The sequence below is a fragment of the Peribacillus sp. NPDC097675 genome, from assembly GCF_050277655.1.
In the GTDB taxonomy this organism is placed as follows: Bacteria; Bacillota; Bacilli; order Bacillales; family DSM-1321; genus Peribacillus.
In genome coordinates this window covers 40,643-64,118 of the sequence record NZ_JBNNSK010000014.1, presented here as the reverse complement: position 1 = coordinate 64,118, position 23,476 = coordinate 40,643, and the positions used below count along the sequence as shown (strand labels likewise).

Annotated in this window: 30 protein-coding genes; 9 read left to right on the top strand and 21 right to left on the bottom strand. The window is 42.1% G+C overall.

Annotated elements, in window-relative coordinates; genetic code table 11:
- Nucleotides 1–91: 91 nt before the first annotated feature.
- The 5 genes from ACQKL5_RS18700 to fabL form a co-directional block, all read right to left on the bottom strand.
- Nucleotides 92–1,837, bottom strand: a complete 1,746-nt coding sequence (locus ACQKL5_RS18700) for an ABC transporter ATP-binding protein (RefSeq protein WP_427610382.1) — start codon at nucleotides 1,835–1,837, stop codon at nucleotides 92–94.
- A 117-nt stretch (nucleotides 1,838–1,954) separates the two neighbouring features.
- The gene (gene ntdP, locus ACQKL5_RS18695; RefSeq protein ID WP_402966159.1) at nucleotides 1,955–2,485 is read right to left on the bottom strand and encodes a nucleoside tri-diphosphate phosphatase; all 531 of its coding nucleotides are present in this window, start codon (nucleotides 2,483–2,485) and stop codon (nucleotides 1,955–1,957) included.
- Between the two features lie 234 nt (nucleotides 2,486–2,719).
- Nucleotides 2,720–2,974: a YgaB family protein gene (locus ACQKL5_RS18690; RefSeq protein WP_427610381.1), complete on the bottom strand. Its 255-nt coding sequence runs from the start codon at nucleotides 2,972–2,974 to the stop codon at nucleotides 2,720–2,722.
- 320 nt (nucleotides 2,975–3,294) lie between these two features.
- Nucleotides 3,295–3,465, bottom strand: a complete 171-nt coding sequence (locus ACQKL5_RS18685) for a gamma-type small acid-soluble spore protein (RefSeq protein WP_427610380.1) — start codon at nucleotides 3,463–3,465, stop codon at nucleotides 3,295–3,297.
- A 71-nt stretch (nucleotides 3,466–3,536) separates the two neighbouring features.
- The gene (fabL, locus tag ACQKL5_RS18680) at nucleotides 3,537–4,286 is read right to left on the bottom strand and encodes an enoyl-[acyl-carrier-protein] reductase FabL (protein ID WP_427610379.1); all 750 of its coding nucleotides are present in this window, start codon (nucleotides 4,284–4,286) and stop codon (nucleotides 3,537–3,539) included.
- Between the two features lie 64 nt (nucleotides 4,287–4,350).
- Here fabL and ACQKL5_RS18675 point away from each other — a divergent pair, with 64 nt between their 5' ends.
- On the top strand, nucleotides 4,351–4,575 hold the full coding sequence (locus tag ACQKL5_RS18675) for a hypothetical protein (RefSeq protein WP_427610378.1): 225 nt from the start codon (nucleotides 4,351–4,353) through the stop codon (nucleotides 4,573–4,575).
- A gap of 77 nt (nucleotides 4,576–4,652) precedes the next feature.
- Here the strand turns inward: ACQKL5_RS18675 and mutY are convergent, their stop codons facing one another.
- Entirely contained in the window at nucleotides 4,653–5,762 is a 1,110-nt protein-coding gene (gene mutY / locus ACQKL5_RS18670; protein ID WP_427610377.1) for an A/G-specific adenine glycosylase, read from the bottom strand.
- 202 nt (nucleotides 5,763–5,964) lie between these two features.
- On the opposite strand from mutY, the gene ACQKL5_RS18665 reads away from it, so the two are divergent.
- Entirely contained in the window at nucleotides 5,965–6,942 is a 978-nt protein-coding gene (locus ACQKL5_RS18665) for a metal-dependent hydrolase (RefSeq protein ID WP_427610376.1), read from the top strand.
- Nucleotides 6,943–6,998: 56 nt separating this feature from the next.
- Here the strand turns inward: ACQKL5_RS18665 and ACQKL5_RS18660 are convergent, their stop codons facing one another.
- The gene (locus ACQKL5_RS18660; RefSeq protein WP_427610375.1) at nucleotides 6,999–7,265 is read right to left on the bottom strand and encodes a YfhJ family protein; all 267 of its coding nucleotides are present in this window, start codon (nucleotides 7,263–7,265) and stop codon (nucleotides 6,999–7,001) included.
- A gap of 116 nt (nucleotides 7,266–7,381) precedes the next feature.
- On the opposite strand from ACQKL5_RS18660, the gene ACQKL5_RS18655 reads away from it, so the two are divergent.
- Nucleotides 7,382–7,537 carry a small, acid-soluble spore protein K gene (locus ACQKL5_RS18655; RefSeq protein ID WP_402966173.1) on the top strand — a complete coding sequence of 52 codons (156 nt, stop codon included), beginning with the start codon at nucleotides 7,382–7,384 and terminating at the stop codon, nucleotides 7,535–7,537.
- 44 nt (nucleotides 7,538–7,581) lie between these two features.
- On the opposite strand, the gene ACQKL5_RS18650 is transcribed toward ACQKL5_RS18655, so the two are convergent.
- Nucleotides 7,582–7,893, bottom strand: coding sequence for a YfhH family protein (locus ACQKL5_RS18650; protein WP_402966175.1), 312 nt, complete (start codon nucleotides 7,891–7,893; stop codon nucleotides 7,582–7,584).
- A gap of 74 nt (nucleotides 7,894–7,967) precedes the next feature.
- Nucleotides 7,968–8,765 (bottom strand): recombination regulator RecX, encoded by a 798-nt coding sequence (recX, locus tag ACQKL5_RS18645; RefSeq protein WP_427610374.1) that lies wholly within the window; start codon nucleotides 8,763–8,765, stop codon nucleotides 7,968–7,970.
- Between the two features lie 125 nt (nucleotides 8,766–8,890).
- Between recX and ACQKL5_RS18640 the strand changes: the two genes are divergently transcribed.
- The 3 genes from ACQKL5_RS18640 to ACQKL5_RS18630 all read left to right on the top strand — a co-directional run bounded on the left by ACQKL5_RS18640 (nucleotide 8,891) and on the right by ACQKL5_RS18630 (nucleotide 10,267).
- Nucleotides 8,891–9,799 carry a TIGR01777 family oxidoreductase gene (locus tag ACQKL5_RS18640; RefSeq protein WP_427610401.1) on the top strand — a complete coding sequence of 303 codons (909 nt, stop codon included), beginning with the start codon at nucleotides 8,891–8,893 and terminating at the stop codon, nucleotides 9,797–9,799.
- Between the two features lie 53 nt (nucleotides 9,800–9,852).
- On the top strand, nucleotides 9,853–9,975 hold the full coding sequence (locus ACQKL5_RS18635) for a YfhE family protein (protein ID WP_427610373.1): 123 nt from the start codon (nucleotides 9,853–9,855) through the stop codon (nucleotides 9,973–9,975).
- A gap of 109 nt (nucleotides 9,976–10,084) precedes the next feature.
- Complete coding sequence (locus tag ACQKL5_RS18630) at nucleotides 10,085–10,267, top strand: YfhD family protein (protein WP_427610372.1); 183 nt, start codon at nucleotides 10,085–10,087, stop codon at nucleotides 10,265–10,267.
- Between the two features lie 284 nt (nucleotides 10,268–10,551).
- Here ACQKL5_RS18630 and ACQKL5_RS18625 read toward each other — a convergent pair whose 3' ends face one another.
- From ACQKL5_RS18625 to ACQKL5_RS18600, 6 genes are all read right to left on the bottom strand, one after another.
- Nucleotides 10,552–10,743 (bottom strand): hypothetical protein, encoded by a 192-nt coding sequence (locus ACQKL5_RS18625; RefSeq protein WP_427610371.1) that lies wholly within the window; start codon nucleotides 10,741–10,743, stop codon nucleotides 10,552–10,554.
- Nucleotides 10,744–10,824: 81 nt separating this feature from the next.
- Nucleotides 10,825–12,390: a fatty acid--CoA ligase gene (locus tag ACQKL5_RS18620; protein ID WP_427610370.1), complete on the bottom strand. Its 1,566-nt coding sequence runs from the start codon at nucleotides 12,388–12,390 to the stop codon at nucleotides 10,825–10,827.
- A 96-nt stretch (nucleotides 12,391–12,486) separates the two neighbouring features.
- Complete coding sequence (locus ACQKL5_RS18615; RefSeq protein ID WP_427610369.1) at nucleotides 12,487–13,638, bottom strand: thiolase family protein; 1,152 nt, start codon at nucleotides 13,636–13,638, stop codon at nucleotides 12,487–12,489.
- 29 nt (nucleotides 13,639–13,667) lie between these two features.
- The gene (locus tag ACQKL5_RS18610; RefSeq protein WP_427610368.1) at nucleotides 13,668–14,813 is read right to left on the bottom strand and encodes an acyl-CoA dehydrogenase family protein; all 1,146 of its coding nucleotides are present in this window, start codon (nucleotides 14,811–14,813) and stop codon (nucleotides 13,668–13,670) included.
- A gap of 55 nt (nucleotides 14,814–14,868) precedes the next feature.
- Nucleotides 14,869–15,660, bottom strand: a complete 792-nt coding sequence (locus ACQKL5_RS18605) for a 3-hydroxyacyl-CoA dehydrogenase (RefSeq protein ID WP_427610367.1) — start codon at nucleotides 15,658–15,660, stop codon at nucleotides 14,869–14,871.
- Between the two features lie 15 nt (nucleotides 15,661–15,675).
- Nucleotides 15,676–16,056 (bottom strand): MerR family transcriptional regulator, encoded by a 381-nt coding sequence (locus ACQKL5_RS18600; RefSeq protein WP_427610366.1) that lies wholly within the window; start codon nucleotides 16,054–16,056, stop codon nucleotides 15,676–15,678.
- Nucleotides 16,057–16,218: 162 nt separating this feature from the next.
- Here ACQKL5_RS18600 and ACQKL5_RS18595 point away from each other — a divergent pair, with 162 nt between their 5' ends.
- The 3 genes from ACQKL5_RS18595 to ACQKL5_RS18585 all read left to right on the top strand — a co-directional run bounded on the left by ACQKL5_RS18595 (nucleotide 16,219) and on the right by ACQKL5_RS18585 (nucleotide 18,217).
- Complete coding sequence (locus tag ACQKL5_RS18595; protein ID WP_427610365.1) at nucleotides 16,219–16,644, top strand: universal stress protein; 426 nt, start codon at nucleotides 16,219–16,221, stop codon at nucleotides 16,642–16,644.
- A 166-nt stretch (nucleotides 16,645–16,810) separates the two neighbouring features.
- Nucleotides 16,811–17,698: a cidABC operon transcriptional activator CidR gene (gene cidR, locus ACQKL5_RS18590; protein WP_427610364.1), complete on the top strand. Its 888-nt coding sequence runs from the start codon at nucleotides 16,811–16,813 to the stop codon at nucleotides 17,696–17,698.
- Nucleotides 17,699–17,845: 147 nt separating this feature from the next.
- Nucleotides 17,846–18,217, top strand: a complete 372-nt coding sequence (locus ACQKL5_RS18585; RefSeq protein ID WP_427610363.1) for a hypothetical protein — start codon at nucleotides 17,846–17,848, stop codon at nucleotides 18,215–18,217.
- Between the two features lie 57 nt (nucleotides 18,218–18,274).
- Here the strand turns inward: ACQKL5_RS18585 and ACQKL5_RS18580 are convergent, their stop codons facing one another.
- The 6 genes from ACQKL5_RS18580 to ACQKL5_RS18555 all read right to left on the bottom strand — a co-directional run bounded on the left by ACQKL5_RS18580 (nucleotide 18,275) and on the right by ACQKL5_RS18555 (nucleotide 23,458).
- Nucleotides 18,275–18,997, bottom strand: coding sequence for an amino acid ABC transporter ATP-binding protein (locus ACQKL5_RS18580; RefSeq protein WP_427610362.1), 723 nt, complete (start codon nucleotides 18,995–18,997; stop codon nucleotides 18,275–18,277).
- Nucleotides 18,994–19,650 (bottom strand): amino acid ABC transporter permease, encoded by a 657-nt coding sequence (locus ACQKL5_RS18575; protein ID WP_427610361.1) that lies wholly within the window; start codon nucleotides 19,648–19,650, stop codon nucleotides 18,994–18,996. The genes ACQKL5_RS18580 and ACQKL5_RS18575 overlap by 4 nt, the downstream gene beginning before the upstream one ends.
- A 76-nt stretch (nucleotides 19,651–19,726) precedes the next feature.
- On the bottom strand, nucleotides 19,727–20,545 hold the full coding sequence (locus ACQKL5_RS18570) for a basic amino acid ABC transporter substrate-binding protein (protein ID WP_427610360.1): 819 nt from the start codon (nucleotides 20,543–20,545) through the stop codon (nucleotides 19,727–19,729).
- A gap of 306 nt (nucleotides 20,546–20,851) precedes the next feature.
- Nucleotides 20,852–21,880 carry an AI-2E family transporter gene (locus ACQKL5_RS18565; RefSeq protein WP_427610359.1) on the bottom strand — a complete coding sequence of 343 codons (1,029 nt, stop codon included), beginning with the start codon at nucleotides 21,878–21,880 and terminating at the stop codon, nucleotides 20,852–20,854.
- 203 nt (nucleotides 21,881–22,083) lie between these two features.
- Nucleotides 22,084–22,317 carry an excisionase family DNA-binding protein gene (locus tag ACQKL5_RS18560; RefSeq protein WP_427610400.1) on the bottom strand — a complete coding sequence of 78 codons (234 nt, stop codon included), beginning with the start codon at nucleotides 22,315–22,317 and terminating at the stop codon, nucleotides 22,084–22,086.
- Nucleotides 22,318–22,453: 136 nt separating this feature from the next.
- The gene (locus ACQKL5_RS18555) at nucleotides 22,454–23,458 is read right to left on the bottom strand and encodes an Ig-like domain-containing protein (RefSeq protein WP_427610358.1); all 1,005 of its coding nucleotides are present in this window, start codon (nucleotides 23,456–23,458) and stop codon (nucleotides 22,454–22,456) included.
- Between the last annotated feature and the right edge of the window lie 18 nt (nucleotides 23,459–23,476).

Here is a 23,476-nt window from a genome sequence, read left to right as displayed (position 1 = left end):
TTTTCAAGTAATATTATGACGTTCTTTCTGCAATCTCTGCACAAGAAAAAAGATCATCTCGCAAAAGCAAGATGATCTTTTTCAGTTATATTCAATCATCCAATTGCTGGACCTGAAAGAGTTTATAATAATTGCCTTGTTTTCGCATGAGTTCTTCATGCGATCCGATTTCGGTTATTTCCCCATTGTCGATATGGACAATTCGATCGGCATGCGTAATGGTGGAAAGACGGTGTGCCACGATGATTGTGGTTCGGTCTTTCGCCAAAATATCAAGGGCTTCTTGAATGTAATGTTCACTTTCCAGGTCAAGGGCGGATGTTGCTTCATCCAAGACAAGGATCGGCGGGTTTTTCAGGAATACCCTGGCAATGGCCACCCTTTGCTTTTGGCCACCAGATAGTTTCACACCACGCTCGCCGACTTTCGTTTCGTAGCCTTCTTTCAAACCCATAATGAAGTCATGGGCATTGGCTGCTTTTGCGGCTGCATACACTTCTTCGTCCGTAGCGTCAGGTTTTCCCATCAAGATATTGGCCTTGACTGATTCACTGAATAAGATGTTATCTTGCAACACCATCCCGATCTTATCCCGCAAGCTTCGGACTTGATAGTTTCTAATATCGGTTCCATCCAGTAACACGGCCCCCTCCGTAACATCATAAAAACGGGAGATCAGACTGACGATGGAGGATTTACCACCACCGCTCATTCCGACAAGGGCAATCGTTTCACCTGGCAACACATCCAGGTTGATATGTTTTAAAACAGGCGCTTCCTTCTCGTCATAGGCAAACGAAACATCCTTGAACGTGATACGTCCATCCACTTTCTTCAGTTCTTTTGAATCCGGTGCATCGTCAATATCATATTTCTCATCCACGAATTCGAATACCCGGTCCATGGAAGCCAAGGTTTGGGTCATCGTCGTCGAAGAGTTCACGACGCGGCGCAGTGGATTGTATAGCCTGTCTATGAAGCCGACGAAGGCAACCATCGTTCCTAGAGTCAGCTGCCCCTGTATGACTTGATAACCGGCAAAGCCAATCACCAATAATGGCGCAATATCCGTGATGGTATTCACGACGGCAAACGATTTGGCATTCCAGCTTGTATGCTTGAGAGCCTTATCGAGGAAGTTTTTATTTTGCTTCGCAAACAGCTCCTGTTCACGGTCTTCGATTGCAAAGCTTTTAATGACAGACATGCCGGAGACACGCTCATGAAGATGGCTCTGCACATCGGCCAAAGCTTGTGAACGGACTCTCGTATAGACCCTTAGCTTGCCGAAGAAATGCTTGATCGAGAATGCATAAAATGGCAGCATAAGAATAGATACGATTGTCAGCTTCACATCCATCGTAAACATGATCACTATGACAATAGCGATGGTCGCAATATCGAGCCACAAGTTCATCAACCCAGTGATCACGAAATTCTTCGTTTGCTCCACATCGGTGATCATCCTCGAGATGACCTCGCCCACCCTTGTATTGGAATAATACTTAAAGCTCAATTTTTGTACATGAGTGAATAAATCATTACGGATATCATATAAGATTTTTGTTCCGGTCCATTGGGCAAAATATTGCCGGTAGTATTCAATTGGAGGTCTAATCGCCACGAAAATGAATACCATGATGCCCATTGCCCATAAAAGGTGTTCATTCTTCTCTGCAGTCGTCAGATTGCCGTTGATGATGTCATCCACAACATATTTACTCAACAAAGGAATCAACAATGGAATCCCGAACTTTAATAGGCCAATGAAGACCGTCCCGATAATCTGCCATTTATATGGCTTAACGAATTGCATATATCTCTTAATGCTGCCCACGGGGTTCCTCCATTTTCCTCAAGTTTCTCTTTTTACTATACCCTACTCAAACCAGTAAACTCTCCATACCCATCTACAAAAGAAAAAGCCTGCATGGTTAGCAGCAGGCCATCTCACTTATCGATACGTTAAATAACGCTCATACCAACTATCAATGAATTCCGCTGAGAATGGTCCCTTTCTCTGACGTATCATATAAATCAAATAGTCTACATTCTGCTTTAAAATCTTATCGATAGCTTCAGGATAATTCATCTCTTTTGAATGTCTCTCGTATTCATCCTCATCCAGCAAATTAAACGTCATATCTGGGAATACTTTGATGTCCAAATCATAATCAATGTATTTCAATGCTTCCGGATCGTATGTGAACGGAGAACTGATATTACAGTAGTAATACACCCCGTCCTCTCTCAACATGCCAATAACATTAAACCAATACTTTGAATGAAAATAGCAAATCGCCGGTTCCCTTGTTATCCAGGTCCTACCATCCGATTCTGTCACGATCGTCCGGTCATTGGCAGCTATCACCAAGTTTTGAGTTCCCTTCAATACGGTGGTTTCTTCCCAGATACGATGGATATGTCCATTATGTTTATAGCTTTGGATTTGGATTTTTCCTCCTTCGGCAGGAACAATCCCCATTTATCTATCCCTACTTTCTATAGACACCTTTTCAACGTTCTGTGCCCTATTCCGTTACAACCGTTTGCAATTTAAATTATATACATTTTTTCCATTTACCCTATATTCCTATATTATAGCGATTTATTCGTAAATTTAAAACAAAAGAGGCTAATCTCCAGTAAAAATGTGTAAAAAGACCAAAAAAAACGACCTTTTCCTCATTCTTACGTGAAAATTAGCCAATAAATGGTTTTATTGTACAGCGGCCTGTTCCTGCTGATAATAACGAATAACATCCTCTGTTTGCCGTTCGAACGTTTCATGAATCTTCGTTAGTTCTTTTTTTCTATCTTGAATTTCCTCTTGAATGGACTTTGCTTTATCTTCTTCCTGCTTCATAAGGAATTGTTTCTCTATGTCTTGGCATCTTTCGATTTCGGATTGGACATATAAAAGTTGTTCCATCGTTTTCAACTGAGCGTTAATAAGCCGGTTAAATTCTTCCATATTTGCACCATCCTAAATCTGATTTTTCCCATAGTATGTATATTCTATTAATATCCACTATTTCCTTTTACTTTAATTTTAAAACTTACCTCTTTGAAAAAAGACAGTGTATACGTGAAGTATTTTGAATATCTTTATTTTTTGGGCAATGCGGAATGGATTATTATGGTTATGGGTAAATGTTAAGAAGGGAACCTGTAAGGTGAGTAACGATAGCATCGTTAAATCAGTTAAAAATTGGAGAAAAGACTGGAAGTAAGGTGTAATGAAGAAATTAAAAGGCACCCTTCACAGAAGGATGCCTTATCGTTTGGAGTTAATTACCCTTGGCTTTTTTTGCTTTGGGATTTTTGGTTTTGTTGTTGCACTTCTTGAACATTTGTTTCACTTGCAAACTCAGTACCGTATTGGCCTTGGCCTTGTTGAGATTGCGCGTTTTGTTTCTTCACTTGTTGGATGTCAGTACCTGATTGTGTTTTGTTCTTAGCCATTGATATCACCTCCACGATAATAAGATATCCATCATTATCGTGTACTATCCGGCTAATTTTTACCAATTATTTTACACAAGCAAGGAAATGCCTCCATCGACGATGATTGTTTGTCCGCGAATCATGCTTGATTCGTCTGCTATCAAGAAGAGAATCGTGTTCACCATATCGTCGATTTCGACCATCCTTCCTGCAGGTGTTTGGTCGGCCGCTTCCGCAAGCATTTGTTCACGGTTCGGGAAAGATTTTAATGCATCCGTATCGATGACACCACCTGAAACGGCATTGACGCATATATTTCTTGAAGCCAATTCGACCGCCAAATACCTAGTTAGCGCTTCAAGTGCGGCTTTGGATACTCCGACAGCCGTATAGTTTTTCAAATAACGGATCGACCCAAGCGAACTGATGCTGACAATTTTCCCTCCGCCGTTTCTTTCCATTAACTTCGCCGCTTCTTGGGCGCAGAATAGAAGGGCTTTCGTATTGATGTCCATGGTCCAATTCCAATGCGTCTCTTCAAGATCCATTAAAGGACGTTGTACACCCGATGCAGCATTGTTGATGAAGACATCCAAACGTCCATAATAGGCATCGATTTCCGCGAACATATTTTTCACTTTCGCGACATCCCCCACATTGGCCTTAACGACAAGTGCTTTACGCCCCATTGCCTCGATTTCAGCCGCCACTTCTAATGCTTTGGACTTGCTCCGGGCATAATTAATAACAAGGTCGTAGCCTTCTTCTGCAAGCCTTAATGCCGTGCTTCTTCCTAGACCCTTACTGCTTCCTGTAACGAGCGCTACTTTTTGTTCCATATGTTTATTCCATCCCTTCTGAGTGAACATTAAAGTATACCTAATAAAAAAGGAGTGTGTGCTTATGTATGTTGGACGTGATATGACCGAGTTGTCCATGATGGAGAAATCTGATTGGGAAGGTAGCGAACTTGCTTATTTCCATCACTCCCTTCAACAAATGGTACCTTATTTGAACCAAGAAGGACAGAGTATCCATAAAGAAATCGTACAAGAAATTGAAAGAAGAGGCGGACTGAAACGACAGGAAGCCGATTACACGCATGGTACCGAAATAAGCTACGATTGAGTTATATATAAAAAAGATGCCATTTACGGCATCTTTTTTTATGAAATTCATTTGCCACAAAGAAAGATCAAACCGAGTTAAACCCTATCGTTATAGGCTTTCATCATTTTTTGGTGAGATACGGGAAACGCATACGCCTCCATCTCCGTCTTACTCACCCACCTCAGTTGATTTTCCATTAGGATGTCTTCACCAATCGGTTCCTTCACCAATCCGGTATACGTGTCCATTTTCCAGACTAGATGGGAGAAAACATGTTCAATTTTCACGAGCGAATCATTCAGTTCCGGTTTGCTGCCGTACGTTTCTTGAAACCGTGATTTGAAGAAGTCCCTTTTATGCTGAAGGGTCGTATGGATCTCGAAGTTCGGGAATTCCCACAGATTTGCAAGCAAGCCTTCTGAAGCTCGCTTGTGAATGAGGAATTCACCTGCTTCATTCGTCAATATCGCCGCAACGATTGGCACGTCACGAGATTTCTTCTTTTGGATTTTCACTGGAAGCTCGGACTGTACGCCCTCCTCAAATGCCAGGCAATGGCTTTGCACAGGACATAGCAAGCAAGCAGGCTTGCCTGGTGTGCATATGAGTGCTCCCAATTCCATAAGGGCTTGATTGAATTCAGATGTATGATTATGGTCGATCAGCTTGCGGACGGCCACTTCGAAGGTCTTTCTTGTCTTTGGTTTAGCGATATCTTCATAAATCATCAGGATACGTGACAGCACACGCATGACGTTTCCATCTACGGCCGGTTCCGGCTTACCATAGGCAATGCTCAAAATCGCTCCGGCTGTGTAGGGTCCGACACCCTTTAATTTAGAAATTTCCTCGGGACTATCGGGAACAATGCCATTATAGGTTGCCTTTACTTCCTGGACGGCACTGTGCAGATTACGGACCCTCGAGTAATACCCAAGACCTTCCCATGCTTTTAAAACCTTTTCCTCATCGGCCATCGCAAAATCATCAAGAGTCGGGAACCAGTCCACGAACCGGTTAAAGTAGGGAATGACGGTATCGACCCTCGTTTGCTGCAGCATGATTTCAGAAACCCAAACCCTGTAAGGGTCCTTATTTTCCCGCCATGGCAATTCTCTTTGTTCTTCAAGGAACCAGTCGACCAAATCTTTTTGAAACGCTTCGATATTTATTTTCTCTATGGTTGGTATCATTATTTCTTTCACAGTTTAGTTCCTCCAAAGATGTTACACTCTTATTAAAAATGGGAATACACAATAATGGGCATTCTTTTTTTAACAGCACTTATTCGTTTTATTTTAATGGGAAAGATAAATAAGTCAAAATATATTCATTTGATAGATAATATATAAGTACGGTATGATGAAAGAAGACATTTTTCTAAATTGTGGCAGGGAGGTTTAACTTTTGGATACAGGTACTCACTTTGTCATGGGAATTGCACTTGGAGGACTTGCCACATTAGATCCTGTCATTGCGCAAGACCCCATTACGTTCAGTGCAGTAATGGCTGGTACGGTTTTGGGATCACAAGCTCCTGACATCGACACCGTTTTAAAACTAAAGAATAACGCTGTTTATATACGGAACCACCGGGGCATCACGCATTCGATACCCGCCGTGTTACTTTGGCCCTTACTTATTAGTGGCACCCTTTTTCTTATTATGCCTGAAGCGAATTACCTTCATTTATGGCTCTGGACATTTCTGGCCGTATTCCTTCATGTTTTCGTCGATATCTTTAACGCCTATGGGACACAGGCTCTACGGCCAATTTCCTCAAATTGGGTGGCACTCGGGGTCATCAATACGTTCGACCCGTTCATCTTCGGGATCCATGTTGGCGGCCTGATATTATGGGGATACGGTTTCTCCCCAGGTTATCTGTTCCTTACGATGTATGCCATACTCATCCTTTATTATCTCGCCCGTTTCCGGGAACGAGCCTTCGTGAAGAGAGCAGTCAGGCAACAGATTCCGGGAGCGAGAAAAATCCTCTTATCACCAACCATGAGTTATCACCGTTGGCGAATAGCCGTGATTGCCGAAAAGCATTATTATGTCGCCCGTGCCGATCGCGGCTATGTGACCATTCTTGATACCTTCAATCGAATTCCGCTTCCGGACAGCGAAATTCTTGAAGCCGCCAAGCATGATATCAATTTGGCAGCCTTTCTCTCTTTTTCCCCAGTTTATAGATGGGAAATTGAGCAAAATGAGGACTATTACGAAGTCCGTTTCATTGATTTAAGATACCGTAGCAACGGATATTACCCTTTTGTCGCTGTTGTTCATCTGGACGATGACTTAAACATCCTGAATTCATTTACCGGATGGATTTTCAGTGAAGCGAAACTCAAGAAGAAATTGAATATTATTTTGTAGGACTAAATAAGAAAGGCTGATTCCATGGGAGAAAAATCCGATGGAATCAGCTTTTTTTAATGAAGGTGATTCTGTTGATCCAATAAATGTTTATATTTTGGATTCTGTGCAATGAATTCGTGGAATCGTTCTCCATAGTTATCGATCCAGGTTCTGACAACACGTGATGTCATTTCTTCGCCTGCATACTCATGTCCTGCTTTCGCATAGGTCGCCTCGAAATCTTCCCATAATAACTCAACCCAAGTCAAAGCCTGCTCATACGTAATGTGATCATTTTTCTCGAGCAAAATCTTGGTTAATCTTTCATGGTAATCATTCATTTAACCACCACCCCGTTGCCAATATTTTTACAGACTGAATTTTACTGTTCCTTACCCATACTAGTAAAGAACAGAAACAATTTTTTTACTTATTCTAATGCTTGGAGGAGAAAAACTTGAGAAATAAACAAAAAGGTTTTCCTAACCAAAACAATAATAAATTCCAAGGCGAACCTCGCGCAAAAGCGAGATATGCATCAAAACGAGCGGATGGCAGCATTAATACACATCCACAAGAACGGATGAAAGCTTCAAACGAAAGAACGGAATAGAATAATCAATCAGCAAAGGAATCGGTTCGTTGACGATTCCTTTTTTATTTCAACATGGAAATGGGCAACGCTTCCTCTTTCCCATCTCCACCCAAACGATATCCCCAGGCGAAAACGCCATTCATATAGTCTATTTTGAAATAGACACCTGGATCCCCATCGATTTGATAAATTTCACCTTTTTTGAAATCATCCGGATTCAACAGATACGCTTTAGCCATGGTTACTTTACGTTCCAGTACGGAATATTCATTCACCATACCCAGTTGCTCGGCTTTTCTCGCCTTTTCCGTCAGTGTTGCAATTTCTTGTTGCAGTTCGTAATCCGACATGGTGCTATATCTTACCTCGCTCATATGTAGGCTCCTTACATGAAATAATAGATATTTCTATTTTAAACAAAATTATGCGTTTTGGCTATGAGGGAACTTTAATCCATTTCTGAATCATTTAAATAGCGGTCGATCAATTCAAGCGGAAAGCCTTTACGGTATAAGGCCTGCTTCATCTTTTGAGTGTATTCAAAGCCTTCATAATTCCGATAACGGCGTTGAAACTTTTCGGCTTGATGCGAAAGTGAGGTAAATTGTTCATCCTCATCTTTTTCCACAGCCACATCTTCCAATGCCTCATTAATGATATCCCGGGGAAACCCTTTGCGTGCTAACGTTTGTTCCACTTTCTGCCGTAATGCCCGTTCCGAGATGTTCTTTTCCTTCTTTATTGATTTTCCAGCAAGCTTTCTTGCATGCTCGACTCGGATCTCGTGAGGGTACTCCATCAAAGCCTGCTCAATCAGCTTATCTTGTATCCCTTTTTCCTTCAGTTCCTGCTTTAGCGTTATCGGCCCTTTATTGCCACCATTCACATGGGTCCGGACATAGGCCTTGGCAAATTCAAGATCGTCTAAATAGTGAAAGCTATATAGCTTATGTATCGCTTCTTTTATAATAGGCTCTTCGTAATCCTTCTTTTTTAGGTACAGGCGTACTTCCGATTCCGAACGCATGCGGTAGGATAAATAATTGAGGGCATCGGTAAACGCCTTTTGGATTTCGTCATGAAACTGCACTTCGGCAAGTAGCAAGTCATCGAGTACCGTCCCTTTTTTCAACTGAAATTTCAGCAGGACCTCTTCGTCCACACTGAACGCATATTTATCATCGACAAATATGTTGTAACGGTCTGTCCGTTTCTTTTGGGTCGTTATTTTTGTTATGTTCGGCATACTTTCCACCCCCTTCTTTACTTTACCCGTTTCCGTAGACCTTTTCTAGACAAGCACGTCCAAAAATGAAAAAAGAACTTGAGCATGTTAAAGTGAAGGAAAGAAAGAAAAAGGATGTGATTTTCATGAAAATAGCCATTGCCGGTGGAAGTGGTTTTGTCGGAACTGCTCTTATCGATGAATTATTAAAAGAAAATCATGAATTATATATATTGACAAGACACCCCGATCAACATAAAAAACAAAAGCAGATCCAGTATGTGGGCTGGCTGAGTGCAGGGGCAAGCCCTGAACGACAGTTGGAGGACCTTGATGTATTCATTAACCTCGCTGGGGAGTCCTTAAACAGCGGTCGTTGGTCGCAGGAACGGAAACGCAGGATTGTTGAAAGCAGGGTCGAGTCATCCAAAGAAATGAACCGCATCCTCTCGAAGCTCCCAAAGAAAATAATGTGCCTCATCAATGCAAGTGCAGTGGGCTACTATGGCATATCCGATCAAGAAACCTTTACCGAAGCATCGGATTCCATCGGGGATGACTTTCTCGCCCGTACGGTCAAGTTATGGGAAAAAGAAGCGATGAAGGCCAGTTCATACAGTGAACGGGTCGTTCTAACAAGATTTGGTGTTATCCTTGGGGAAAAAGAAGGGGCGCTCCCGATGATGACCCTTCCCTACAAACTTTTCGGAGGCGGAAAAATTGGCAAGGGTAGCCAGTGGCTTTCCTGGATTCACATTCAGGATGTCGCACGTGCCATCACTTTTTGCATGAAAAACCAAACCGTGCAAGGTCCAGTCAATTTCACTGCACCTACCCCCGTTCAGATGGAGACGTTCGGTAAAACGATCGGCACCGTCATGCACCGGCCACACTGGTTCCCTGTTCCTCCATTCCTTTTAAAAGCTGCCCTTGGCGAAATGAGCGTACTCGTCCTAGAGGGCCAAAAGGTCCTGCCCAACAAACTCATACAAGAGGAATTCACATTTTCATTTCCTACTCTTAAAATGGCGCTAGAAGATATTTTACATGTATGATTGAGTGTTTTTGGGAAAAAATAGGATTATCACGCGAAATGGAGATGATCTCAATGGCAAAGAAAACGGATAAAGAAAGAAGTAACTTATCGAGCATGCAAGCGGTCACTTACTCACGAGAATTCAAGCAGGCAGACCGTGCCGGTGGTTTTACGCAAAAGAAATCACGCCGTTAAGTTTGGAGCATTTTTCCGTACATGCTGATCGACCATTGCGTACAAAATAAGCAGGAAATGATTTAATATCATTTCCTGCTTATTTATATTTCATCTAGGGGGCGCTAACATGGGACGAAATAACATTCACCATAATCGGGACAAAAATACACAAAAACTTCCACAGGTACCGAAAAACCTCAAAAGTGACGGAATTGATGTAGAATTTTCTACCGAACTAGCCGACCAAGATGATATGGAAGCTCAAGCACGAGCCAATGCCGCAGATCGTCGTGCACACAATCGTAAATAATCACATGCTTTAAGGGGCTGATTCGTTTCAGCCTCTTTTTATCCACATCGTCTTATCCACAAGCCTGTGGATATTGTTGATATTTTCTGAATACACAGATAAAATATAGGCATTAAGACTCGTCTTACTCACATGAAAATAATGTAAATTATGGATAACTATGTGGATAGTGTGGATAAGGAGCTAAAATCCTTGATTCTTTTATATTTTGCATGTGGATAACAATGCCCTAAATATACAAACATAAGGAGACTCCTATAAAAAACGGAGTCTCCTTTTACATTTTATTCATTCACTAATTCAATCAATGAATCGATCATGACCCATTGTTGCCTTAGACGATATTCTGTGGATTTTTCATAAATTAACTTACTGGCTGCAGCTTGATCGCTATCAGCTTGCACTAAACTACGTCCTTCAAGAATGGATTCTTCATCGATTACTGCATGCCATGCAATACGAAATGACTTACTCAACTTGTTCCCCCCATTATCGTTCTCTCATGTTGTCCCTAATTTTATCGGCTATTCGCTTATGCTTTTTAGGGGCTTTCAAAATTATTGTTCCTTCATGACGTTTTCTTCTAACTGTTTGCGAAGCATGAACTTTTGGATTTTGCCGCTGGCGTTTCTCGGTAACTCATCACAGAAGATATATCGCCGGGGCCGCTTATAGTTCGCCAGTGTCACGCTACTCTTGCACCATTTCTCTAAATCGCTCTCTGTCAACAAGGGGTCTTTCGCAACAATGAAGGCCGTTACCGTTTCTCCCCATTTATCATCTGGTTGACCGATCACCGCACAGTCGAGGACCCCAAGATGTTCATAAAGGGTATCTTCCACTTCACGTGGATAGACATTTTCACCGCCTGAAATGATCATATCATCCACGCGATCCTTGACCCATAAAAAACCGTCTTCATCAAGGAATCCGATATCCCCCGAATGGTACCAGCCTTTATGAAGGGCCTTTTCCGTCTCTCCCTCTCTTTGGAAGTACCCTTGCATGATACAGGGTCCTTTCACAAGAATTTCGCCTGTTTCCCCAGGGCCCATCATATCTTCAGGATCCGCTGGGCCTTCTTCACTTGGACGGGCAATGATGATTTCATGGCCACGGCACGCCTGTCCCGCTGAACCGGATTTCCTGATTTGATCGTCTTCTAACAGCAACGTGATGGCAGGGCCCATTTCGGTCATCCCATAAGCCTGGATGAATTGAATGCCAAGCTTTTCCTGACAAGTGCGAACGAGCGCTGGTGCCATGGGGGCTGCACCGTACAACCCGAGGTTCAGACTTTGAATATTATAGTTCTCCAGGTTCTCCTGAAGGAGCATGTTCCACATCGTCGGGGCCGCAAACAGTTTGGTGATTCCCTCTGATTCAATTAGTTCCAATGCCTGTTTAGGATGGAACTGATGCATGATCACATTCTTAGCGCCGACCTGCACGCGCGGTAAAAACGAACAGTGCAATTCAGCACAATGAAACATGGGTGCGGTAATCAACCCGCTGTCTCTACTTTCATATTTCATCGCCTCTATCAAAATCGCTGACTGCTCGACCATGTCCTTATGAAGATGGACGACTCCTTTAGGCCTGCCTGTCGTCCCACTCGTATACATGATGGCATAGACATCATTTTCATGAATATCGACCTCTACTGGCATGGAGGAGGTATGGATTAGTTTTTCCCGATAACTTGTGGCATAGCTAGGCACTTTCTCATCGATAAACCAAAAAGCAATGCTTGGGAAACGCTTTTCAATCGCCGCCACGGACGTTTGCAGCGCAGACTCGAACAGGAGGACCTTTGGCTTTGCATCACTTATGATGAAGGCTAACTCTTCGGCCATCAATCGAAAGTTAATCGGATTAAAGACCGCCCCAATCCTGGCACAGGCAAAAAATGCGGTGGCCAGTTCTTCATTATTATAAAGGTAGGTCGAGACCCGGTCCCCCTTTTGGACACCTTCTGCTTGGAGCGCCGCTGCCAACCTATTCACCTGGTCATTCCACTGGATGTATGTATATCGGATATTTCTTCTCACGTCGTAGATAGCTTCTTTAATGGGGAATTTTTGAACCGTCTGATCGAATAGCGTGTTAATCGTAACTGACATCTCTTTTCCTCCTCAAGTAACCTGCATCATCCAGCACTTGCCTGATGATGACAGCTTCTTCTTTTCCAAGCCTTTACCTTCACGTGAAATTACCGATTAATCCAACCTTTCAATAATCGTTGCATTGGCCATTCCATGTCCTTCACACATGGTTTGCAGTCCATATCGGCCGCCTGTCCTTTCTAATTCATGCATCATGGAAACCATCAATCGGGCACCGCTTCCGCCAAGTGGATGCCCCAGGGCAATCGCGCCTCCGTTTGGATTCAGCTTCTGCGGGTCAGCACCCGTTTCCTTCAACCATGCTAGCGGAACGGGGGCGAATGCTTCATTGACTTCAAAGATATCGATATCTTCAATGGAAAGGCCCGATTTCTCCAAAGCTTTTTGCGTGGCCGGGATCGGTCCTGTCAGCATCAAGGTCGGATCTGAACCGACAACCACCCGTGTATGCACTTTAAAACGTGGTTTCAGACCAAGCCCTTCTGCCTTGCTTCTTTCCATTAACAGTAAAGCCGCAGCCCCGTCGCTGATTTGGCTCGAATTCCCGGCATGAATCAGTCCATCTTCTTTAAAAACGGGTTTCAGTCCAGAAAGGACCTCAACCGTCGTTCCGGCCCTTGGCCCTTGGTCGGCTGTCACATCAATCAAGTTTCCTTCTTTATCCGTCCCTGTGACAGGAATGATTTCCCGGTCAAAATAGCCTTCTTTTTGGGCACGCAAGGCCCTTTCATGGCTTTCAACAGAGTATGCATCACATTCCTCACGCGATATTTCCCACTTTTCGGCGATTCGTTCGGCTGAAAGGCCTTGATTGATCACCTCATACCTACCCAAATACTTTTGGCTGGTTGTCGCTCCTTGGTAGTTGAAGCCCATCGGAACACGGGACATATTTTCCACACCACCAGCTACAACCACATCCATATCCCCTGATAGAATGGCTTGGGAAGCGAAATGAACAGCCTGCTGGCTCGATCCACATTGACGGTCGATGGTCGTTCCAGGCACTTCAATCGGATAACCGGCAATCAAGGCAGCGATGCGGGCAATATCTCCAGCCTGCTCCCCTGCTTGAGTTACACAGCCTAAAATGACATCTTCAACGATGGCTGGATCAATTCCTGCTTTTTCTACCAGATTTCGTAACACCTCACCGGCTAATTCATCTGGACGGAAATCTTTCAAGACACCATTCCTTCTACCAACCGGAGTACGAATCCCTTCGACGATAACCACTTCGCGCATTTAATCGCTTCCCTTCTATTCCTGTTTTTTTATAGACCAAGGTTCTTGGCTATGATTTTCTTCATGATTTCATTCGTTCCGGCGTAAATGCTCGCTACAGGTATATCTCTATATCGTCTAGCAATCTTGTATTCTTCCATAAAGCCATACCCACCATGAAGCTGCATGCATTCTGTGGAAATTTTCCTGGCCGTTTCCGTCAATCTCCATTTAGCCATTGACACTTCGGTGACCACATTTTCCCCGGCCATATGGTTTGCAATCAACTGATCAAGGAAAGCACGTCCCATTTTGATTTCCGTTGCGATTTCGGCAATCTTAAATTGGGTATTCTGGAATTGGCTCACTGATTTCCCGAACGCTTCACGGCTTTTCACGTACTCGATCGTATCCGCCAGCATGTCCTCGGATGCCGCCTGTGCACAGATTGCGACCACAAGGCGTTCCTGCTGCAGCTTCTCCATTAAATAGGTAAATCCTTTGCCCTCTTCGCCAAGCAGGTTTTCCTTTGGCACCCGACAATCTTCAAAAATGAGCTCTGCCGTATCCTGACAATGCAACCCAAGCTTTTTCAACTTTCTTCCCCGGGAAAATCCAGGTGCATCTCGTTCAACTACGACTAATGAGACACCTCTATGCTTGGGAACCGCATTTGGATCGGTTTTACAAGCAACGATAATCAGATCAGCATGTATACCATTTGTGATGAATGTTTTTTGTCCGTTAATGACGTAATGATCTCCATCCAAAATCGCCGTAGTTTTAATATTGGCCAAATCCGAACCCGTTCCCGGTTCCGTCATGGCAATGGCTGTAATCCTTTCCCCAGTCGTACATGCAGGAAGCCATCGCCGCTTTTGCTCCTCGGTACCATATGCTGATATATAGGGTACCGTAATATCACTATGAAGCCCGAAACCAATCAGGCCGGAACCCACTCTTTCCAGTTCTTCATTGATGATGACCGGAAAGCCCCAATCCACTCCTGAACCACCAAACTCTTCATCAAGATCCGGACATAAAAAGCCTTGCTCACCCATCTTCTCCCAGAATGAACGGGGTATGATTCGATTTTCTTCCCACTGTTCATAATTCGGAACGGCTTCTTTCTCTAAAAACTTGCGTAATGATTTACGGAAAATCTCATGATCTTCTGTTAAGTAGGGATGCTTCATCTGTTCTCTCTCCTCTTTCTTTTCTATTCTTATTTCATATTACGAAAGATTATCATCACCTAGGGGACATCCGGATTGCCCCGTCCAGCCTGATCGTCTCCCCGTTCAGCATCGGGTTGGTGATTATGCTTTCCGTGAGCTTCGCGTATTCGTTCGGATACCCGAGCCTTGAAGGAAACGGTACCGTTTTCCCTAGGGAAGTCCTCGCTTCTTCAGGGAGCGAGTCGAACATCGGCGTATGAAACAAACCGGGTGCAATCGAAACGACTCGAATGCCATAAGAGGCAAGGTCCCTGGCAATCGGTAACGTCATGCCGACGATGCCACCTTTGGAGGCACTATAGGCAGCCTGGCCGATTTGGCCTTCAAAAGCAGCCACCGAAGCCGTATTGATGATCACTCCGCGTTCTCCATCTTTGTTAACCTGGTTATGGACCATTCTTTCAGCAGCGAGACGAATGACATTGAATGTACCAATCAAATTGACCGTCACTACTTTTGAGAACGCTTTCAATTCATGTGTACCTTTCCGACTGACCACCTTCTGACCAATGGCAATCCCCGCGCAATTGACGACCGTGTTAATCGACCCGAATGTTTCAATTCCTTGATCCAGTGCGGATGTGACACTATCCTCTTGCGTCACGTCCGCTTTAACGAACAGGACGGAATCCCCCAACTCTGCGACCAGCTTGGCCCCTTTTTCTTCGGAGAGATCAAGGATGATTGCTTTCCCACCGTTATGGATGATATTTCTAACTGTCGCCTCCCCTAGACCTGAAGCCCCGCCTGTCACTACCGCAACCGATTCTTGAATGTTCAAATCCTCCACCTCTTTCGTTTTCATTTTTTTGACGTTTCCTTATGATTTAACCTTCAAGCTGTAAAGGGTTTCCGTAAAATCATGAATCATATATTCAAACTCCTGTTTCAATTCATCAAGCTCTTTCATGCGTACATTTATTTCGGATAATTTCTGTCCGGCTTTTTCAATCGTTCTTTCCAGTTGCTTGACACCAGTTCTGTCCTGTTCGAACAGCACGACAATATCCTTAATTTCTTCTAAGGAAAACCCATACTTCTTGCCACGCATGATGATTTTAAGTTGGGCATACTCCTTCTTACCATAAACCCTGTTTCCCGTTTCGGTCCGATTTGGCCTAAGCATACCTAATTCTTCATAGTACCGGAGCGTTCTCGTTGTCAAATCAAACTCTTTTGCTAACTCAGAAATTGTGTACATACTATAACCACACCTTACAAAGGGATTATTTACCTTTATTTTACCATTGACGTTAACGTAAACTTCAACAAATATTCACAAAATTTAATAAAATGAAAAGATACAAGTCCTTTTACCTGCTATAATAAAAGTATATTCTTGAAAATGAAGGGAAGGATCAACATGATTTGCTCGAAAATATTAGTTGCCTATGACGAATCTGATTTAGCCCGAAAATCTTTAGAAAAAGCGATTGAATTAGCCAAATTGGAACCAGCCATCGAAATACATGTGCTGCACGCTGTAACGCTTCCAATTCATCCAAGCATATATGGAAATGCTTTTCAGGAAATCGAGGGGTCGATGCTGAAGTATGGAAATGAAGTCATTTCAAAAGCGGATGCGTTATTATCAGAAATCCCGAATCCAACTCAGACTTTTGTAGTAGAGGGGTCGGCCATCCATACTTTATTGGACCATGCCGAGTCTCATAACTGTGACCTTATCATCATGGGCAGCCGTGGTTTAAGCGGATTCAAGGAATTCCTCGGAAGCGTCAGTCACTATATCGTGCAGAACTCACCGGTCCCTGTCCTGTTAGTTAAATAAGCACATCATCATCATTTTTTCGAAAAGCTGGGCTCCTTTGAGACCAGCTTTTCTGTTGGTTGAGGATATAACGGGCGAAACACTGTTTCCAAGCGAATCTTATTTTACAAACCCTTCTGTATACAGGTAAAATGAAAGTACTTTAGAGAAATAAGCAGGTGATGTGATGGATATTAAGCATTTACAATACTTTATAGAAGTGAATAATTTTAACAGTTTCACTCGGGCAGCCGATCACTTGTTCATTACTCAGCCGACCATCAGTAAAATGATTAAAAATCTGGAGGCCGAACTCGGGGTGGAACTTTTCGATCGTTCCCGTAAGCAATTGGCTCTGACCGATGCCGGTCGAGTCGTATTGGAACAGGCAAAATTAATTGATAAAGCCTTTCATAATTTAGAAACCGAAATGGATAATTTATTAGGCCTGAAAAAGGGACACATACGAATCGGCTTACCACCGATTATCAATGCCTCTTTCTTCCCCCGAATTCTTAGCCGTTTTCATGAAGATTATCCCAATATCACCTTTCAACTAGTCGAAGCTGGTTCAAAAAAAATTGAAGAATCCGTTCAAAATGACCAGCTGGATATAGGCGTCATCGTCCTGCCGACTAACACCGCTTTATTTCACCATTTTGCCTTTTTAGAAGAAGACATCAAGTTGATCGTTCATCCCTCCCACCCCCTTGCTTCTGAGGATGAAATCAGTTTAAGTGACCTTCAAAATGAGTCTTTTATTCTTTCCAACAAAGATTATGTCCTGCGTGACCTCATCATTTCATCTTGCGAAGAGTCCGGATTCTCACCGCATATTGTAACGGAAAGCTCACGTTGGGACTTTATAGAAGAAATGGTCTACTGCAAGCTTGGCATTTCCCTTTTACCAGAAGGCCTATGCCGGCCGGATAGTCGCGTGAAGGCCATCAAGATAAAAAGTCCATCTCTTCGTTGGAAATTGGCATTCATTTGGAGCAAGGATCAATACCTTTCATACGCTGCAAAGGAATGGCTGAAATATACCAAAGAAGCATTAGCTAAAAAAGATAGTTAGAAAATAATGTAAGCACTGTCATAGATATAGGTTATCTTCATGATAACATCTAACCATTTTACTTTATTTACATGCCGAGTTAGACTTGGTAGTGAGTAAAAAGCACTGCAACGCTGATATATTCATATTTTCAGAAAGGAGATATTCATGATCACTTTATCTAGTGTCGATGAGTTACAAGCAGCGGAAGAAGCGTTAGAAAAAATTGAATATTCATACCCCGAATTATTTAAAAAACTTCTTCATGTCGTTGCCTTAACACGAGCTTTCCAATTTAAATATCAATATATGGGCACATTAATCATGGATGAAAACCCAAACGAATACACCCCTGAATTCGTTATGCCCTCCGTTATCAATTTATATAAAGATGAAGTTCAAAAGTTAAAGGATGATCCGAATATCGAGGTTCTTCGACAAACCTTCTCCCAAAATGAAAATACCGGATTCGCGAAAATCAGTATGCTGGTGCTCGGTAAAAGCCCTGAATCGCTTTTAGGTGCTTCATACATTAAGTAATGTCCCTAAAAAGAAACCTCCCGATTTCGGAAGGTTTCTTTCTTTTTTGCGTATGTATTATAGGACTTTGCTTAAAAATGCTTTAGTCCTTTCCTGCTGAGGGTTGTCAAAAAGCTCACTTGGAATGTTTTCTTCTATGATCAGCCCTTCGTCCATGAATATCACACGGTCCCCGACTTCTTTTGCAAATCCCATTTCATGGGTCACGACAACCATCGTCATCCCTTCTTTCGCCAGTTGCTTCATGACTTCGAGCACTTCACCGACCATTTCCGGATCCAGTGCCGAAGTGGGTTCATCAAACAACATGATCTTAGGACCCATTGCCAAAGACCTTGCAATGGCAACGCGCTGTTTTTGTCCACCTGATAAAGAGTCTGGATAAGCATTCGCCTTATCGGAAAGACCCACTTTCTTAAGCAGCTCCATGGCAGTCTCTGCTGACTGTTCCTTGGAAACTTTCCGCACTTTTATGGGCGCAAGCATGATATTTTGAAGGACCGTTTTATGCGGAAATAAGTTAAAATGCTGAAAGACCATGCCGACTTCCGTCCGGATTTTGTTGATATCGGCCTTCTTATCTGTCGTATCAAGTCCCTCAATATAAATATGGCCACCCGTTATTGTCTCCAATTGATTAATACATCGTAGAAATGTGGATTTTCCGGATCCCGAAGGCCCGATGACCACGACGACTTCCTTTGGAGCGACGGTTGCGCTAATATTCTTCAACACCTCATGGTCACCAAATGATTTATTTAAATTCTCCACCTTGATCATTCTGTTTTCAACCTACTTTCGAGTCTATTTAATACGAAACTTAGAATAAGAGTCAGGCAAAGATAGATGAAGGCACATGCCAAGTATGGCTCCCATACTTTAAAATACTGGCTGCCCATCGCTTTTCCCCAATACATCAATTCCGGAGCGGCAATGACACATACCAAGGACGAATCTTTCAATAGTACGATGAACTCGTTACCTAGTGGAGGAATCATACGTTTGAATGCTTGTGGAAGAACAACAGATATCATGGATTGTGTGTGTGTCATCCCTAAAGAACGGGCTCCTTCCATTTGTCCTTTATCAATGGATTGTATTCCGGCCCTGAATATTTCAGCAATATAGGCCGCTGCATTCAAAGACAATGCAATGACACCCGCTGCGACGGCATTCGTTTCACCGGTAAAGAAAGGAACCACCCCAAAATGGATTAAAAAGATCTGAACCAGTAGCGGGGTCCCCCGAAAAACCGTGACATAGCAATAAAACGGAAAGGCGAGCAGTTTGTTTCTTACAATCTTCCCTAGTCCAATCAGCAATCCGAGAAATGTCCCGATGAGAATGGAGGAAACGGATAAACCAATTGTAAGCAACGTCCCCTTCAATAAAAAAGGAGCATATTCAAAAATTATATCCCAGCGAAAACTCATTCTATGTACCTCCTAAAAGTCCAAAAAAACTGCGTAACTTCACACGTAAAGTTACGCAATTTCCTCCATAACTATTTTATTGTTGTGCTTTTACTGTCTCGATATCTGGATCCGTTCCAAACTGTTTTTTATAGATTTCCGCGTACTTCCCATTATCGAGAATGGCATTGAGCGCTTTATCGAAATCGGCCTTTAACTCACTGCCTTTCGGGAATAGTATTCCATAGAATTCCTCTTCAAAGCTTTTGCTATCTTCCACGACTTTCAACTTTTGATCGGGATTATTTTTCACATACTCTTCGACCACCGTGTTATCTGCTACGACAGCATCAGCCCCGCCCTTAAGCAACTCCTGAATGGCTAAGTTATTATTCTCGAATTTTTTAATATCTTTATGATTTTTCCCGAGTAGTGCTTCTACCGCTTCTTGTCCCGTTGTACCTGTTTGGACGGCAATCTTCTTCCCTTTCAAATCTGCTCCCGATTTCACATCACTTTTTTTAGGAACCAAGATTTTGTTAGTGGAAAGGAAATAAGGCACCGAGAAATCATACGATTGTTTTCTCTCGTCATTCATTGTAATCGCCGATACGGCTAAATCCGCTCTTTTTGATTCGATTTCCACAAAAATCGGATCCCATCCTACATGTTCCAGTTTGACTTTATACCCAGCTTCCTCCGCTACGGCATTGATAAAATCAACGTCGAATCCGACAATTTTATCACCTTCTAGATATTCAAAAGGAGCATATGCTGCATCCGTGACGACTCTAAGTGTTTTCTCCTTCGAACCTTCATCACCTGTAGTGGAAACTTCCTTGTCCTTACCGCATCCCGTCAAAACCAAAAGCAAAGATGATAGTGCGACTAACATGATTACTGATACTTTTTTCAACATAACCCCTCATTTCTCTCGCAAACTCTCATTTCAAAAGAGTCAAACAATTTAGATTTTAACGACTATTCAGTATTTTTATTTAAAAATAGTATACGATTTATTGGGTTTTTATGCAATATAAAGTATATATTTACTTTATCTAAATATAAGTATCATGCCGATAATGAAAACACCTATGATTCAAATAGACTATAAACATATGAACAACTGGCCCGGCTCCTTTTATCCTTAAAAATAGAAACTATATTGGAAACAGTTTAAATAAAAATAAGCAGCGACCCTTTAAAAAGGTCGCTGCTCCATTTATGTTTTATCTAAAGGCATTTTGGCTTCTTCATCAATATCTAACATATCCAATAAGAAGATAAAGATTGGTATACCGATGATCAATCCCCATATCCCAAGGAAGTGTTCGGAAAACAGGAGGACCATAAACGTGAAAAACGTTGGTAGATTCGTTTTGGCCGACATGAATTTCGGATTTAAAATATAGCTTTCAAGCGCATGAATCACGACAACCATGATCAACACAGCAATGACCTTTGGCAAGCCACCGATACTATAGGCAACCATGCTTAGAGGAATCAGGGAAATGATAACCCCTGCAACCGGAATTAAGCCAAGGAAGAAAATCATGATCCCCAAGCCAATCAATTGTGGGAAACCAAGTATCCATAAGAACCCTACCGACAAGATTGCATTCGTGATGGCAATTAGGAATTGAACTTCAATGACTTTTCCAAATGAGTTAATGAACTTCACACCAAAATGACCAATATTTATAAAGAAGGATTTAAACTTACCCCGTTTAAATTTAGAAGTGAAATAAATGATTTTATCTTTCTCCAACAAGAAAAATAAACTAAGCAGTATAGAAATGAAGATTTGAAATGCCAGTTTTCCAAAATCAGATATATAAAGATAGAGCGTGTTCATCTGCTTTTGAAGATCAATTGGTGATTCATGTTCATTTATTAAACTGATGGCATATTGTATGACCCGGCTATCGGGCGGATGTTGAAAGAAGAAGACAATCTGTGTAACTAATTCCGTAAATTGAAGTGTAATTACCGGTAAATATTTGTAAAGGACGATAGCTAAACAAGCAATGACGACTACATATATAAAACTTATGACTACTTTTGAATTGATGGGCATCACTTTTTTCAGGTGAACCATGATGAACTGCTCAAGCCTTCCCATTAAAAAAGTGAAAACAAATGTGAATAAAACGATATTGACCATACTTCCGATGCTTACGAGAAATAAAAACAGCACAAGTAAGGTAATGAACCTTGAAAATCCTTCGCTCTGTAAATACTCTTTTACCACTTACCTATCTCCTATCTACCATTTAGCCGTAATCTAACTTTGTATATATTATTTTACACGGAATTAGTGAAATCTACTACACTTAGCTTCCAAAAAATATTAATTAGGAAGGATATACTTTAAAACACTAAAAAACACCTGCATTTTAAGCAGATGCTTTTTCGTCAAAGACGTGTTTTCTCTTCCATTTCACTAAAGAGGGTTTAATCTTCATCTTTAATATCTTTATCTTCCGGAATGGGCTCATTCGCCAATTCTTCCACTAGCATTTTATATTTCTCAAGCTGCTCAAAGTGTGTCTTGAACTGGTCTTTGTAGACCAATAGTACACCTTCACCGTCATCCACAACTCGTATTTTCCCTTGTAAAATTAAATTTTCCACATATGAGATGGACACTGATAAATAATCAGCCGTTTCCTCTACAGTTAAATACACTGATTTCGTCACTCCTACTAATATCTTTATAGAGCTATTATAGCAGTAGTTTCTTCTTTTTGCTTTTTCCTTCCCTGCTCGATTATCCGTTATCTTCGAATGGAAAGGCCTTTCCCGGTTGAGAAAGGCCCTCATTTTAATTAACGGTCACGTTGACCGTTTTGCTATTCCCTGCTTTATCGGTTGATACAACCGTTAGCTTTGTCTTTTTCTTTTGCTTTTTCATGCTCACTTTATACTTGCCGTTATTATCGGCTATCGCTTTTCCAAGAACCTTGGAACCCGCTTTAACCTCTACTTTTGCTTTTGCCTCGGTTTTTCCAGTAATCGACTTACTTGAACTCGTTACTTTGCTGACTGTAAGTGTCTGAGGTGCCGTCACGTCTTTTACCGTCGTTTTGACCGGAGTAGTCTGAAAATCTTGCCCTCCAACCGTTCCTGTTGCCCAAACAGACACTTTCGTACCGGCTTTTTGTTTAGCGATTTTGACCGAATATTTTCCGTCCTTTTTGATTTTTGTACCATTTTTATTAATAACTTTATTGTTTAGCTGCACGAACACCGTAGTATTCGGTTCTGCTTCCCCCGTTATCCTCGTATCCTTATCGCCAACCTTTTTGATTGTAGGCCCTGACATGACAGCTCCTACTGCATATTCTTCCTGGTTTTTCAAAGACCCTGTATCTTTCACTTTAATATAATACGTTCCGGGAGATACGGAGTATAGTTTAGTATCCGCGTTATCTATACGATTGGAGCTCTCCATACTAACTGCTTTGTTCTTCGCATTATATAAAGAAAAATCTAGGGAACTATTGAATTCTGTCGCAGCGACTACAACTAAGAGTCCATAATGCTTCACTTTAATTTTATAATAATCCACATCATTCGCTTTATCGAAAATCCCGACAACCAATTGCTCCATGCCTATAGAGTTGGACTTTTTAGTCGTATTATTGGGTTCCTTTTCAATGACATTTTCACTTGCCAGCCGTTTGTATGATTGTTTATGTGCACCCTCAAAAGGATTTTTTAGTCCTGATCCCATTTCAAATGAACCCGTTGCAGCTCCAACAGCCCCTAAATGAACCGTAAATAGTCCAAATACCATTGCCAAAATCAAGATAAATGACTTTTTCATAACTCGCTCCTTTTTTAC

What these genes read in the sequence shown, in the direction of transcription:
- ntdP (WP_402966159.1), bottom strand. Translation starts at nt 2,485, where the DNA reads ATGGGGATTGTTCCTGCCGAAGGAGGAAAAATCCAAATCCAAAGCTAT.
- ACQKL5_RS18615 (WP_427610369.1), bottom strand. Translation starts at nt 13,638, where the DNA reads ATGCGCGAAGTGGTTATCGTCGAAGGGATTCGTACTCCGGTTGGTAGA.
- ACQKL5_RS18660 (WP_427610375.1), bottom strand. Translation starts at nt 7,265, where the DNA reads ATGAATGATTACCATGAAAGATTAACCAAGATTTTGCTCGAGAAAAAT.
- cidR (WP_427610364.1), top strand. Translation starts at nt 16,811, where the DNA reads ATGGATATTAAGCATTTACAATACTTTATAGAAGTGAATAATTTTAAC.
- ACQKL5_RS18630 (WP_427610372.1), top strand. Translation starts at nt 10,085, where the DNA reads ATGGGACGAAATAACATTCACCATAATCGGGACAAAAATACACAAAAA.
- ACQKL5_RS18640 (WP_427610401.1), top strand. Translation starts at nt 8,891, where the DNA reads ATGAAAATAGCCATTGCCGGTGGAAGTGGTTTTGTCGGAACTGCTCTT.
- ACQKL5_RS18605 (WP_427610367.1), bottom strand. Translation starts at nt 15,660, where the DNA reads ATGAAAACGAAAGAGGTGGAGGATTTGAACATTCAAGAATCGGTTGCG.
- ACQKL5_RS18610 (WP_427610368.1), bottom strand. Translation starts at nt 14,813, where the DNA reads ATGAAGCATCCCTACTTAACAGAAGATCATGAGATTTTCCGTAAATCA.
- ACQKL5_RS18675 (WP_427610378.1), top strand. Translation starts at nt 4,351, where the DNA reads ATGTATGTTGGACGTGATATGACCGAGTTGTCCATGATGGAGAAATCT.
- ACQKL5_RS18580 (WP_427610362.1), bottom strand. Translation starts at nt 18,997, where the DNA reads ATGATCAAGGTGGAGAATTTAAATAAATCATTTGGTGACCATGAGGTG.
- ACQKL5_RS18635 (WP_427610373.1), top strand. Translation starts at nt 9,853, where the DNA reads ATGGCAAAGAAAACGGATAAAGAAAGAAGTAACTTATCGAGCATGCAA.
- ACQKL5_RS18585 (WP_427610363.1), top strand. Translation starts at nt 17,846, where the DNA reads ATGATCACTTTATCTAGTGTCGATGAGTTACAAGCAGCGGAAGAAGCG.
- ACQKL5_RS18690 (WP_427610381.1), bottom strand. Translation starts at nt 2,974, where the DNA reads ATGGAAGAATTTAACCGGCTTATTAACGCTCAGTTGAAAACGATGGAA.
- ACQKL5_RS18575 (WP_427610361.1), bottom strand. Translation starts at nt 19,650, where the DNA reads ATGAGTTTTCGCTGGGATATAATTTTTGAATATGCTCCTTTTTTATTG.
- fabL (WP_427610379.1), bottom strand. Translation starts at nt 4,286, where the DNA reads ATGGAACAAAAAGTAGCGCTCGTTACAGGAAGCAGTAAGGGTCTAGGA.
- ACQKL5_RS18555 (WP_427610358.1), bottom strand. Translation starts at nt 23,458, where the DNA reads ATGAAAAAGTCATTTATCTTGATTTTGGCAATGGTATTTGGACTATTT.
- ACQKL5_RS18685 (WP_427610380.1), bottom strand. Translation starts at nt 3,465, where the DNA reads ATGGCTAAGAACAAAACACAATCAGGTACTGACATCCAACAAGTGAAG.
- ACQKL5_RS18595 (WP_427610365.1), top strand. Translation starts at nt 16,219, where the DNA reads ATGATTTGCTCGAAAATATTAGTTGCCTATGACGAATCTGATTTAGCC.
- ACQKL5_RS18650 (WP_402966175.1), bottom strand. Translation starts at nt 7,893, where the DNA reads ATGAGCGAGGTAAGATATAGCACCATGTCGGATTACGAACTGCAACAA.
- ACQKL5_RS18620 (WP_427610370.1), bottom strand. Translation starts at nt 12,390, where the DNA reads ATGTCAGTTACGATTAACACGCTATTCGATCAGACGGTTCAAAAATTC.
- recX (WP_427610374.1), bottom strand. Translation starts at nt 8,765, where the DNA reads ATGCCGAACATAACAAAAATAACGACCCAAAAGAAACGGACAGACCGT.
- ACQKL5_RS18600 (WP_427610366.1), bottom strand. Translation starts at nt 16,056, where the DNA reads ATGTACACAATTTCTGAGTTAGCAAAAGAGTTTGATTTGACAACGAGA.